This window comes from Priestia filamentosa (assembly GCF_900177535.1).
Lineage (GTDB): Bacteria > Bacillota > Bacilli > Bacillales > Bacillaceae_H > Bacillus_I > Bacillus_I filamentosa.
In genome coordinates this window covers 1-13,265 of record NZ_FXAJ01000015.1, presented here as the reverse complement: position 1 = coordinate 13,265, position 13,265 = coordinate 1, and the positions used below count along the sequence as shown (strand labels likewise).

The 13,265-nt window shown below is 37.9% G+C and carries 13 protein-coding genes; all 13 read left to right on the top strand.

Features of this window, described 5'->3' with window-relative positions; translation table 11 throughout:
- Nucleotides 1–2 precede the first annotated feature (2 nt).
- The 13 genes from hpt to lysS all read left to right on the top strand — a co-directional run bounded on the left by hpt (nt 3) and on the right by lysS (nt 12,927).
- Nucleotides 3–542 (top strand): hypoxanthine phosphoribosyltransferase, encoded by a 540-nt coding sequence (gene hpt, locus B9N79_RS24590; RefSeq protein WP_040059959.1) that lies wholly within the window; start codon nt 3–5, stop codon nt 540–542.
- A 97-nt stretch (nt 543–639) separates the two neighbouring features.
- On the top strand, nt 640–2,580 hold the full coding sequence (ftsH, locus tag B9N79_RS24585) for an ATP-dependent zinc metalloprotease FtsH (RefSeq protein WP_019395103.1): 1,941 nt from the start codon (nt 640–642) through the stop codon (nt 2,578–2,580).
- A gap of 142 nt (nt 2,581–2,722) precedes the next feature.
- A complete protein-coding gene (locus B9N79_RS24580) occupies nt 2,723–3,496 on the top strand; it encodes a type III pantothenate kinase (RefSeq protein WP_019395102.1) in 774 nt (257 codons plus the stop codon).
- A gap of 23 nt (nt 3,497–3,519) precedes the next feature.
- Nucleotides 3,520–4,401 carry an Hsp33 family molecular chaperone HslO gene (hslO, locus tag B9N79_RS24575; RefSeq protein WP_040059960.1) on the top strand — a complete coding sequence of 294 codons (882 nt, stop codon included), beginning with the start codon at nt 3,520–3,522 and terminating at the stop codon, nt 4,399–4,401.
- 131 nt (nt 4,402–4,532) lie between these two features.
- A complete protein-coding gene (gene cysK / locus B9N79_RS24570) occupies nt 4,533–5,477 on the top strand; it encodes a cysteine synthase A (protein ID WP_019395100.1) in 945 nt (314 codons plus the stop codon).
- A gap of 130 nt (nt 5,478–5,607) precedes the next feature.
- On the top strand, nt 5,608–7,035 hold the full coding sequence (gene trpE / locus B9N79_RS24565) for an anthranilate synthase component I (RefSeq protein WP_046218467.1): 1,428 nt from the start codon (nt 5,608–5,610) through the stop codon (nt 7,033–7,035).
- Entirely contained in the window at nt 7,032–7,613 is a 582-nt protein-coding gene (gene pabA, locus B9N79_RS24560; RefSeq protein ID WP_019395098.1) for an aminodeoxychorismate/anthranilate synthase component II, read from the top strand. Before trpE ends, pabA begins: the two co-directional genes overlap by 4 nt.
- 2 nt (nt 7,614–7,615) lie before the next feature.
- The gene (gene pabC / locus B9N79_RS24555; protein ID WP_040059963.1) at nt 7,616–8,476 is read left to right on the top strand and encodes an aminodeoxychorismate lyase; all 861 of its coding nucleotides are present in this window, start codon (nt 7,616–7,618) and stop codon (nt 8,474–8,476) included.
- Nucleotides 8,477–8,482: 6 nt separating this feature from the next.
- A complete protein-coding gene (gene folP, locus B9N79_RS24550) occupies nt 8,483–9,343 on the top strand; it encodes a dihydropteroate synthase (protein ID WP_019395096.1) in 861 nt (286 codons plus the stop codon).
- Complete coding sequence (folB, locus tag B9N79_RS24545) at nt 9,336–9,698, top strand: dihydroneopterin aldolase (protein ID WP_040059965.1); 363 nt, start codon at nt 9,336–9,338, stop codon at nt 9,696–9,698. The genes folP and folB overlap by 8 nt, the downstream gene beginning before the upstream one ends.
- Entirely contained in the window at nt 9,695–10,225 is a 531-nt protein-coding gene (gene folK, locus B9N79_RS24540) for a 2-amino-4-hydroxy-6-hydroxymethyldihydropteridine diphosphokinase (RefSeq protein WP_019395094.1), read from the top strand. The genes folB and folK overlap by 4 nt, the downstream gene beginning before the upstream one ends.
- A gap of 100 nt (nt 10,226–10,325) precedes the next feature.
- The gene (dusB, locus tag B9N79_RS24535) at nt 10,326–11,324 is read left to right on the top strand and encodes a tRNA dihydrouridine synthase DusB (RefSeq protein ID WP_019395093.1); all 999 of its coding nucleotides are present in this window, start codon (nt 10,326–10,328) and stop codon (nt 11,322–11,324) included.
- 112 nt (nt 11,325–11,436) lie between these two features.
- Nucleotides 11,437–12,927 carry a lysine--tRNA ligase gene (gene lysS / locus B9N79_RS24530; RefSeq protein ID WP_019395092.1) on the top strand — a complete coding sequence of 497 codons (1,491 nt, stop codon included), beginning with the start codon at nt 11,437–11,439 and terminating at the stop codon, nt 12,925–12,927.
- The last annotated feature ends 338 nt before the right edge of the window (nt 12,928–13,265 follow it).

The window sequence follows — 13,265 nt, the reverse complement described above, 5'->3', positions numbered from 1 at the left end:
ACATGAAGGAAGACATTAAAGAAGTATTAATTAGTGAAGAACAGTTGCAAGAAAAAGTAAAAGAATTAGGGAAAGTACTATCAGAAGAGTACAAAGATCGTTTCCCACTCGCTATTGGCGTCTTAAAAGGTGCTATGCCATTTATGGGTGATTTACTCAAACGAGTAGATACATACTTAGAAATGGACTTTATGGATGTGTCAAGCTATGGGAATTCTACCGTTTCTTCAGGCGAAGTCAAGATTATTAAAGATTTAGACACATCTGTTGAAGGACGTGACATCCTAATTATCGAAGATATTATTGATAGTGGATTAACACTAAGTTACTTAGTCGAGCTTTTCCGTTACCGTAAAGCTAAATCAATCAAAATTGTAACACTTCTTGATAAGCCATCGGGACGTAAATCTGATATTGAAGCAGACTATATTGGATTTGAAGTGCCGAACGCATTTGTTGTTGGTTATGGTCTTGATTATCAAGAGAAATACCGCAACCTGCCTTACATTGGTGTCCTAAAACCAGAAGTATATTCATCATAAGAACATAAGGGTCTATGGCAGGGTGTATTTGTTGTATAGGTTGAATTTTCTATGATACTATTGAGTATGATTTGTTTACTGTGGGAGGAGGTAAGTAATGAATCGGATCTTCCGTAATACCATATTTTATTTACTGATATTTTTGGTAATTATTGGTGTTGTTAGCATTTTTAGTGGTTCAAATAACCAAACAACACAGCTTAATTACAATAAATTTATCGAGCATCTTGATAAAGGTGAAGTAGACCACGTTACTTTAAAACCTGAACGAGGTGTGCTGGAAGTTCGAGGTCAATTAGATTCATACAGCAAAGACCAAGAATTTGTTACGTTTGTACCAGATACAGGTCAAATTGTTGAAAAACTAGATAATAAACTTCAATCAGCAGATGTTGATTATAAACCGGCTGAGGAAACAAGCGGATGGGTAACTTTCTTTACTTCCATCATTCCGTTTATTATTATCTTTATTCTCTTCTTCTTCTTACTTAACCAAGCTCAAGGCGGCGGCAGTCGTGTAATGAACTTTGGTAAAAGTAAAGCTAAACTTTATAGTGAAGAGAAGAAAAAAGTTAAGTTTAAAGACGTAGCGGGTGCTGACGAAGAGAAACAAGAACTTGTTGAAGTTGTTGATTTCTTGAAGGATCCTCGCAAATTCTCAGAAGTAGGGGCACGTATTCCAAAAGGGGTTCTTCTTGTTGGACCTCCAGGGACAGGTAAAACATTACTTGCTCGTGCTGTAGCTGGTGAAGCAGGAACACCTTTCTTCTCCATCAGTGGTTCTGATTTTGTTGAAATGTTTGTCGGTGTCGGAGCTTCTCGTGTTCGTGACTTGTTTGAAAATGCGAAGAAAAATGCACCGTGTATTATCTTTATAGATGAGATTGATGCAGTAGGTCGTCAACGTGGCGCTGGGTTAGGAGGCGGTCATGACGAGCGTGAACAAACGCTAAACCAATTGCTTGTTGAAATGGATGGTTTCGGAGCGAATGAAGGTATTATCATTATTGCTGCAACAAACCGCCCTGATATTTTAGATCCTGCATTACTACGTCCAGGACGCTTTGACCGTCAAATTACGGTAGATCGTCCAGATGTAAATGGTCGTGAAGCAGTACTTCGTGTACATGCTCGCAACAAGCCGCTTGATGAATCTGTTGATTTACGTACGATTGCTCTTCGTACACCAGGATTCTCTGGTGCCGATCTTGAAAACTTATTAAACGAAGCTGCTCTAGTAGCTGCCCGTCTTGATAAGAAGAAAATTGATATGACTGATATCGATGAAGCGACAGATCGTGTTATCGCGGGGCCTGCGAAGAAGAGCCGCGTTATTTCGAAGAAAGAGCGTAATATTGTTGCCTTCCATGAATCAGGTCATACAATCATTGGACTTGTTCTTGATGAAGCTGATATGGTTCATAAAGTAACAATCGTGCCTCGTGGCCAAGCTGGTGGTTATGCTGTAATGCTTCCAAAAGAAGATCGTTACTTTATGACGAAGCCAGAGCTTCTTGATAAGATTACAGGTCTACTTGGTGGACGTGTAGCTGAGGAAGTAACATTTGGCGAAGTAAGCACAGGAGCTCACAATGACTTCCAACGTGCAACAAGCATTGCTCGTAAAATGGTTACTGAATATGGAATGAGCGAGAAACTTGGACCAATGCAATTTGGTCAATCACAAGGTGGTCAAGTGTTCCTAGGACGCGATATCAATAGTGAACAAAACTACAGTGATGCAATTGCTCATGAAATTGATTTAGAAGTTCAGCGTATCATTAAAGAATGTTATGCACGTGCAAAAGAGATTATTGTTAACCATCGGGAACAATTTGACTTGATTGCAAACACACTTCTTGAGGTTGAAACATTAGAAGCGAAGCAAATCCGTAGTCTTTTTGAAAATGGTAAGCTTCCAGAAGGAGACCGTAATTTGTCTCTTAAAAAACCTCAGTCTGATGAAAACAGTGAAGATGTGAAAGTAAACATCCAACCGAAAAAAGAAGATGAAGATCAAGAAGATAAGAATGAATAAAAAAAGGCGCTCACCTGAGCGCCTTTTTTATTGTTAACATAGGTGATGAACGGGTAAATTATGAAAGAATAGAAACGCCCGATTTTTTTATGTAATATAGAATGAGATGAGGATAGAAATAAAGATAAAGTGGTGATGGGCGTTGATTTTTGTTATAGATGTGGGAAACACAAACACAGTATTAGGTGTTTATGAAGGAAATGAGTTAAAATATCATTGGCGTATCGAAACGGGCCGTAATAAAACAGAAGATGAATTTGGCATGGTAATTAAAGAGCTTTTTAATCATGTTGGATTAACGTTTGCTTCAATAGAAGGAATTATCATTTCTTCTGTTGTTCCCCCTATAATGTTTTCACTTGAAAGAATGTGTCTAAAGTATTTTCATCTCAAACCTGTTATAGTAGGTCCAGGAGTGAAGACAGGCTTAAACATTAAGTATGACAATCCAAGAGAAGTAGGAGCAGACCGCATTGTTAATGCTGTGGGAGCCATTCATCATTATGGAACTCCTTTAATTATTATTGATTTTGGTACAGCCACTACGTATTGCTATGTTGATGAAAAGAAACATTATAGAGGAGGCGCAATTGCGCCAGGAATTAATATTTCCACAGAAGCTCTTTATTCTAGAACTTCAAAGCTTCCTCGGATTGAGATTGTGCAACCTGAAAGTGTTATTGGAACAAATACAGTTACAGCGATGCAATCTGGTATCTTATATGGATATGTAGGTCAAGTGGAAGGAATTGTGTCCCGTATGAAAGCTCAAGCTCCTCCTGAAACAAAAGTAATTGCTACAGGAGGATTAGCTAATTTAATTGCAACAGAGTCAGATATGATTGATATTGTGGACCCGTTCTTAACGTTAAAGGGACTTCAGTTAATATATGCTCGTAATTTCGAGCTAAATTAAATCAAGGAAGGTGTTTTAAAAGGATGAAAGATTATCTTGTAAAAGCGTTGGCTTATAATGGCCAAATTCGTGCATATGCAGTTCAGACAACTGAAACAGTTGGAGAAGCTCAACGAAGACATAATTCATGGCCAACAGCTTCAGCAGCCCTTGGGCGTGCAATGACAGCGAGCGTTATGATGGGAGCTATGTTAAAAGGTGAAAACAAAATTACGGTAAAGGTAGAAGGCGGAGGTCCAATCGGCGCAATCATTGTTGATAGCGATGCAAAGGGCCATGTACGTGGTTATGTTTCAAAACCTCAAACACACTTTCCTTCTAAAGCGCCAGGCAAATTAGATGTTTCAAGAGCTGTTGGGTCAACAGGAATGCTTACCGTTGTAAAGGACTTGGGGTTAAGAGACCATTTTACAGGTCAAGTTCCCCTTGCATCTGGAGAACTTGGAGATGACTTTACGTACTATTTTGCATCATCTGAACAAGTGCCTTCATCTGTTGGATTAGGGGTGCTCGTAAATCCAGATAACAGCATCTTAGCTGCAGGAGGATTCATTATTCAGCTTATGCCAGGTACTGAGGAGGAAACAATCACAGCGATTGAAGAAAGTTTAAGTAAAGTGCCGCCGATTTCTAAGCTTATTCAAGAAGGATTGTCTCCTGAGGAAATTCTAGAAAAACTTTTAGGAAAAGAAAATGTAGAAGTATTGGAAACAATGCCTGTTGAATTCTCTTGTCATTGTTCAAGAGAGCGTCTTTCAAATGCTCTTATTAGCCTAGGTGTAGAAGAACTCCAGGCAATGATTGATGAAGATGGTGGAGCAGAAGCTCAATGCCATTTCTGTAATGAAGAGTATCAGTTCACAAAAGAAGAACTTGAAGAATTGAAAGCTCAAGCGAAAGCCTAAAGGAAAGCGCATGGAGGCATGCGCTTTCCTTTTTCTTTAAAAAAATGGGTAAATAGATTGACAATTCATATAATAATTGATATATTCTCTATAAAACCAATAAAAATACTAGGGATTATAGAGGTGATCTTATGACACGTGTAGGAAATTCAATTACAGACTTAATTGGTCAAACACCAATTGTTAAATTAAATCGCATTGTTGAAGAAGATATGGCAGATGTGTATTTAAAACTTGAATTTATGAATCCTGGAAGTAGCGTAAAAGATCGTATTGGTCTTGCGATGATTGAAAGTGCTGAGCAAGAGGGCGTTTTAAAAGCTGGCGACACTATTATTGAACCAACAAGTGGCAACACGGGAATTGGTCTTGCAATGGTTGCTGCTGCAAAAGGCTACAAAGCTATTTTAGTAATGCCAGATACGATGAGTATGGAGCGTCGCAACCTTCTTCGTGCATATGGAGCAGATCTTGTTCTTACTCCTGGTGCAGAAGGAATGAACGGAGCTATTAAGAAAGCAGAGGAGCTTTCAAATGCACATGGCTACTTTATGCCACAGCAGTTCAAGAATGAAGCAAACCCAAAAGTTCATCGTGAAACAACAGGAAAAGAAATTGTAGAACAAATGGGTGACCAACTTGATGCATTTATTGCTGGTGTTGGTACAGGTGGAACAGTATCAGGTGCTGGAAGCGTATTAAAAGAAAAGTACGAGAACGTGAAAATCTATGCTGTTGAGCCAACAGGTTCACCTGTATTATCAGGAGGTCAGCCTGGTCCTCATAAAATCCAAGGAATTGGAGCTGGATTTGTTCCAAACACGTTAGATACAGAAGTGTATGACGGAGTTATTCCAGTCGAGAATGAAGCGGCATTTGAATATGCACGTAAAGCAGCTAGAAATGAAGGAATCCTAGGTGGTATTTCTTCTGGAGCAGCTATTTATGCAGCGTTAAAAGTAGCAAAAGAATTGGGTAAAGGTAAGAAAGTTTTAGCAATTATCCCAAGTAACGGTGAGCGTTACTTAAGTACACCTCTTTATAAATTTGAGGAAGAAGAACAAAGTACAAAATAAAGCTTAAAAACCTCCCTACTAGTAGGGAGGTTTTTTATTAGTAGAAACTCCTAGTGAAGAAAAATAAAGAATCATGTACAATGAAAAGTAAAGAGATAAAATAGCAAAAATGGTGTAGGAGCGTGAAGGTGTGCAACAGAGAAAAGCTTGGGGAGAAGCGGTTTCCATCCCAAAAGAACACTGGTTCAAGAAATTTCAGTTTCTGGCAAAAAACCATAAAAAACATATGGTGTTAGAGAGCGGGCGTAGTGGTCGCTACAGTATGATTGGATTAGATCCAATAGCATCATTAAAAGGTAAGAATAATATGCTTACTGTCGAGAAAAATGGAGAGACGATAGTGATAGAAGGAAATCCTCTGCATGCAATGAAGGACTGGTTAGCTCAATATCATATAGAGACAAATAGTGAACTTCCTCCTTTCCAAGGGGGAGCTATTGGGTACATTAGTTATGATTATGTACGCTATATTGAAAAACTGCCAAAGTTAGCAGCTGATGATTTGAATTTGCCAGAGCTTCATTTCTTCGTTTTCCAAGATGTCTTTGTTTATGACCATTCAACAGAACAGCTTTGGGTAATTGTAACAGATGAGGAAGAAAATATAACCCAAGCTCAATTGCGACTTAGTCATTATATGAATATGTGGCTTGAGGCACCCATTCAACCCATTTCATATGAGTATAACTATTTTATGGCGGAACGGAAACAAGATGAATTTTCGATGGATGAAGAAAAGTTTTCAAAAGCTGTTCACGATATTCATGAATACATCTCTTCGGGTGATGTATTTCAGGTAAATATTGCAGTTCGTCAAACAAGGCAGCTTAAGTCGCACCCAATGGAAGTGTATGAGCAGCTTCGTTTATTGAATCCTTCTCCTTATATGTCTTACTTACAGTTTGAAGATTTCCAAATTGTGAGTGCTTCACCTGAGCTTTTAGTGAAGAAGCATAAAAATGAAGTAAGCACAAGGCCAATTGCAGGCACTCGTTCTAGAGGTCGAACAGCTGAAGAAGATGAGCAGCTTGCAGAAGAACTACTCTCAAATGAGAAAGAACGTGCTGAGCATATCATGCTTGTGGATTTAGAGCGAAATGATTTGGGGAGAGTTTGTAAATATGGTACTGTAGAAGTAGATGAATTAATGACAATCGAGCGCTATTCTCATGTTATGCACATTGTCTCTAACGTGAAAGGACAGCTTGCAGAAGAGAATGAGTGGACTGACGTTGTTGATGCAACATTTCCAGGGGGCACAATTACAGGGGCACCTAAAGTGCGTACGATGGAAATCATTGAAGAAATTGAACCAGTGAGAAGAGGAGTTTATACAGGCTCGATTGGTTGGATTGGCTTTGATGAAAACATGGAGTTGAATATTGCTATTCGCTCTATGGTTGTAAAAGACGGACAAGCACATGTGCAAGCAGGAGCTGGTATTGTAATTGATTCACATCCGCAGTATGAGTATAAAGAGTCTTTAAAGAAAGCAGAAGCCTTATGGCGTGCAAAAGAGTTGAGTGAATATGAGCTGAGTGGAGGTAGCAGAGTATGATTTTAATGATTGATAATTATGATTCATTTACATTTAATTTAGTGCAATATTTAGGTGAATTAGGTGAAGAGTTAGTTGTAAAGCGTAATGACGAAATTACGCTGGAGGAAATTGAAGCAATGCGTCCTGACTTTTTAATGATTTCTCCAGGTCCTTGTAGCCCAAATGAAGCCGGGATAAGTCTTGAAGCCATTTCTCGATTTGCAGGGGAAATCCCGATTTTTGGAGTTTGTTTAGGTCACCAATCCATTGCCCAAGCTTTTGGAGGAAAGGTAATTCGTGCTGAATATCTTATGCATGGTAAAACTTCAGAGATTTCTCATAATGGGGAAACCATTTTTAAGGAACTAGCTAATCCTTTTACAGCGACACGTTATCATTCTTTAATTGTTGAAAGAGAAACGCTCCCAGACTGCTTTGAAATAACAGCAGAAACTGACAAAGGTGAAATTATGGCTATTCGTCATAAGTCGCTTCCAATTGAAGGTGTCCAATTTCATCCAGAATCTATCATGACTTCTTTTGGAAAAGAGATGCTAAGAAGCTTTATTAATACGTATCAAAGAGAAGTGCAGTAATTATGTATATTTTTTTAAATAATAAATTGGTTCAGAAACAAGAAGCTATGATTTCTCCTTATGATCATGGCTTCTTGTATGGTTTAGGGGTGTTTGAGACACTCCGACTTTATGGTGGACATCCTTTTCTCCTTGATGATCATTTAGAACGTCTAGAAAATGGTTTGAAGGAACTAAATATAAAATGGAAATACTCAAAGAAAGATGTTCTTTCTTGGTTTAAAGATCTCTCACATAAAAATAATCTACAGAATGCTTACATTCGTTTAAATATATCAGCAGGAGTTGGTGATCTTGGTCTTTCAACAGACATGTATGAAGAACCAACGATCATCGCCTATATGAAGGACCTACCAAAGAATCCTCTTCTTGTAAAAGAGGGGGTTATCTTAGAAACAAGGCGTAATACTCCTGAAGGAAACTATCGTTTGAAGTCTCATCATTATTTGAATAACGTACTTGCTAAACGAGAGCTTAGCAGTGTAAAGCAAGAAGGAATCTTTCTAACGAAAGAAGGAGATGTAGCAGAAGGGATTGTTTCTAATCTGTTCTTTGTGAAAAATGGATCTGTGTATACGCCATCTCTTAAAACAGGGATTTTAGGCGGTGTAACAAGACAGTTTGTTATGGAGCTTTTAGCATCGCTATCTATTCCTATCCATGAAGGGTTCTTTTCGTTAGAGGACTTGCTTCAGAGTGATGAAGTCTTTATGACGAATTCCATTCAAGAGATTTTTTCAATTTCTAATATTGGAGATAGAAGATACCAATATGGAGAAAATTCGTTAGCTAGTGTTCTGCGGAGCCATTATAAGCATATGACACAGACAAGTTGGAGTTATAAGGATATAGGGAGGAAGTAAAAGGAAATGACTGTAAATACGCTACCTAGAAAAGGCGTCATTGATGCACACCCTTTTCAACTAGATTATCGTAATAAGACGCTCATTATGGGCATTTTGAATGTAACGCCTGATTCTTTCTCAGATGGTGGAAAGTATAATCATCTTGATCGTGCTGTTGAACATGCGCAGCTTATGGTAGATCAGGGAGCAGATATTATCGACCTTGGTGGGGAATCAACAAGACCAGGTCATGAACCAGTGAGCTTAGAAGAAGAGCTTCACCGTGTAGTTCCTGCTGTTGAAGTTATTAGTGAAAATGTGGAAATTCCAATATCAGTTGATACGTACAAAGCAGAAGTTGCTCGTCAAGCCTTGGAAGCTGGGGCCCATATTATTAATGATATTTGGGGGGCAAAAGCAGATCCTAAAATGGCGGAAGTTGCAGCTTCATACAATGTGCCTATTGTAATTATGCACAATAGAGAAAATCGTAATTATACAAACTTGATGGCGGATGTTATTGCAGACCTTTATGAGAGTATCAAAATCGTAAAGGCAGCAGGTGTAAAGGATGAGAAAATCATTCTAGATCCTGGAATCGGATTTGCTAAAGGATTAGAAGAAAATATTATCGTTATGAGAAACTTAGATCAATTCCAATCGCTTGGTTATCCTGTATTACTCGGAACATCTCGCAAAGGAATGATCGGAAAAGTACTCAATCTAGAAAACCCTGCAGATCGCATGGAAGGTACCGCTGCAACAGTGGGCCTAGGAATTTCAAAAGGCACAGATATTGTACGTGTGCATGATGTATTAGAAATTGCACGTTTTTCTAAAATGATGGATGTGCTTGTTGGTAAAGGAGATATTCCGCGTGGATAAGATCTTTTTAAATAAAATGCAATTTTATGGTTACCATGGAGTTTTTTCAGAAGAGAACAAGCTTGGACAGCCTTTTGAAGTGGACTTAACAGTAGAGCAAGATTTAAGAAAAGCTGGACAAAGTGATGATCTTGAGGCAACTGTCAATTATGCAGAGCTTTTTAATCTTTGCAAAGACGTTATGGAGAACAGGGTTTTTAAGCTTGTCGAGACAGTAGCTGAAACAATTGCCTCTGAAGTCTTTGAAAAATTCTCTTCAGTTGAGGCATGTACAGTTAAAATATATAAGAAAAGCCCACCAATTAATGGACACTATGACTCAGTTGGAGTTGAGATTCAAAGGAGTCGTTCATGAAGAATATAGCATATATTGGAATGGGTTCTAATATGGAAGACAGATTTAATTATTTAAAGCAAGGTATTCTCTTGCTGCGTAAAGAGAAAAATATTACACTAACAAATCTTTCTTCCATTTATGAAACAGCTCCTGTTGGGTATACGGAGCAGTCTGCTTTTTTAAATATGGTTGTAGAAGTTGAAACAACGTATAATCCTCAAGAGCTGTTATCTTGTTTGCAAAACATTGAGGCAGCTTGTCATAGAGAACGGATTATTCGGTGGGGACCACGAACCCTAGACCTTGACATTTTGCTTTATAATAATGAAGATATAAAAGAGGAGAATTTATCTGTTCCACATCCACGGATTCTTGAACGGGCTTTTGTGCTTGCTCCCCTTGTGGAAATCGCTCCTTCAACTTGCATTTTAGGCGATAACCATTTTCTATCTTCTCTCACTTCTAAACTTTCAGTAGAGCAAGGCATTGAAAGATGGAAATTGAGAGATGAGAAAGATATCTTTTCTCTTTTAGAAACAAATTAATATGTTTACAATAGAACTTATACATTATTTTTCGAGATGACAAGTAACCTTTTGAGAGATTACTTGTCTATATTCATGTAATACAACAGGAGGTACAATCATGCTTCAAATTGGAGATATCAAATTTGATAATCCAGTTGTTTTAGCACCAATGGCAGGTGTTTGTAATGCAGCATTTCGCCTTACAGTAAAAGAATTTGGCGCAGGATTAGTTTGTGCTGAAATGGTGAGTGATAAGGCCATTCTTTATAAAAATGCTAGGACAATGGGAATGCTTCATATAGATCCACGTGAAAAGCCAATGAGTTTACAAATCTTTGGTGGGGAAAAAGAAACACTTGTAGAAGCTGCTCAGTTTGTAGATAAAAATACAACAGCAGACATCATTGACATTAACATGGGATGCCCAGTACCTAAAATCACTAAATGTGATGCAGGGGCAAAGTGGCTTCTAGACCCAAATAAAATTTATGAAATGGTTTCAGCAGTCGTAGATGCTGTAGATAAACCTGTTACTGTAAAAATGCGTATGGGTTGGGATGAAGACCATATCTTTGCAATTGAAAATGCAAGAGCAGTAGAACGTGCAGGTGGAAAAGCAGTTGCTCTTCATGGACGTACACGTGTACAAATGTATGAAGGAACAGCAAATTGGGACATCATTCGTGATGTAAAACAAGCAGTCTCTATTCCTGTTATCGGAAACGGAGATGTAAAAACACCGCAAGATGCAAAAAGAATGATTGATGAAACAGGGGTTGACGGTGTAATGATTGGTCGTGCAGCTCTTGGTAACCCATGGATGATTTATCGCACTGTTCAATATCTAAAAACAGGTGAATTAGCTCCAGAACCAACAGTAAGAGAGAAAATGGATATCTGTAAGCTCCACCTTGATCGTTTAATCGACCTAAAAGGTGAAAATGTAGCTGTGCGTGAAATGCGTAAACATGCTGCCTGGTACTTAAAAAGTGTTCGAGGAAATGCAATAGTGAGAAATGAGATTAATCAATGTGAAACAAGAGAGAGTTTTGTAACACTAGTAGATAATTTTACAGAAGAAGTAGAAGCAAAACAAAAAGACTCTCAGGCTATTTGACACATAAAACAGTGTTCACCTATAATTACGAACAGAAGAATGTACGCTGATTGCCAGTGATATGCTGGCCTTTTTTCTGTTTAAGATTAAAAAAATAGATGGAGATGATGAAATGAGTCAGGAAGAATTAAATGACCAACTGATAGTGCGTCGTGAAAAAATGAAAGAACTTCAAGAACAAGGAATTGATCCATTTGGTAAACGCTTTGAGCGTTCACATAGTTCAAATGAACTTTTAGACGCTTATGATCAATTTTCAAAAGAAGAGCTAGCAGAAAAAGAAGAAGAAACTTCAATTAGTTTTGCTGGACGTATTATGACAAAGCGTGGTAAAGGAAAAGCTGGATTTGCTCATGTTCAAGATTTGAATGGTCAAATTCAAATCTACGTGCGTAAAGATAGTGTAGGAGAAGAGCAGTATGAGCTTTTCAAAAACGCTGATATTGGGGACATTGTAGGAATTGAGGGAGTTATGTTCAAAACGAAAGTAGGAGAGCTTTCTATTAAAGCTACTTCTTTCACACTTCTTTCAAAAGCATTACGTCCGCTTCCCGATAAATATCATGGATTAAAAGATATTGAGCAACGTTATCGTCAACGTTATCTAGATTTGATTACAAATCCAGAAAGTCGTCAAACGTTTGTAACGCGCAGCCGTATTATTCAATCTATGCGTCGCTACCTTGATGGACAAGGGTTCTTAGAAGTGGAAACACCAATGATGCACTCTATCGCTGGGGGAGCATCTGCTCGTCCATTTGTGACTCATCATAATGCTCTTGATATTGAACTTTATATGCGTATTGCAATCGAATTACACCTTAAACGTCTAATTGTAGGTGGATTAGAGAGAGTATATGAAATTGGTCGTGTATTCCGTAATGAAGGAGTTTCAACACGCCATAACCCTGAATTTACAATGCTAGAGCTTTACGAAGCATATGCAGATTATAAAGATGTAATGAGCTTAACTGAGAACATGATTGCTCATATTGCTCAAGAAGTTCTTGGTACAACCACTGTTCAATATGGAGAAGATGAAATTAACCTTGCTCCAGAATGGACAAGACTTCATATGGCTGACGCTGTCAAACAATATACAGGTGTTGATTTCTGGAAAGAGATGACTGATGAAGAAGCTCATGCTCTTGCAAAGGAACACGGTGTAGAAGTAACAGAACATATGCAGTTTGGTCATGTTTTAAATGAATTCTTTGAACAAAAGGTAGAGCATGAACTTGTGCAACCAACATTCATCTATGGTCATCCTGTTGAGATTTCTCCGTTAGCGAAGAAAAATGACGAAGATCCACGTTTTACAGATCGTTTTGAGCTATTTATTGTACGTCGTGAGCATGCAAATGCCTTTACAGAGTTAAATGATCCAATCGATCAACGCGAACGTTTCGAAGCTCAGCTTAAAGAGCGTGAACAAGGAAACGATGAAGCTCACGAGATGGATGACGATTTTATTGAAGCGTTAGAGTATGGAATGGCTCCAACTGGAGGACTTGGTATTGGAATCGATCGTCTAGTTATGCTTTTAACAAATTCTCCTTCTATTCGTGACGTTCTTCTGTTCCCTCAAATGCGTCAAAAATAAGTAGTTTTATAACTATTTTAGAAGGGTAGTAAGGTATTCAAGTGGAATAAAACTTTGCTTGAATACCTTTTTTAAAAAAATATTATAAAACTTATTGACGCATTATTTAATTGATGATATATTATTACTTGTCGCTAATGAGGCGGCACAAAAAACAAGAGGTTAAAAAAACTTCTAAAAAAAGTTGTTGACTTTAAAAAGTTAACATGGTAAGATATAAAAGTTGCTGTTGATAAGCAATGATGATTGACCTTTGAAAACTGAACAAAATACGTCAACGTTAATTCTATTTTATTTTTAAAACAACGTTTCTTATTAGAAACAAAAAGCTATGGACA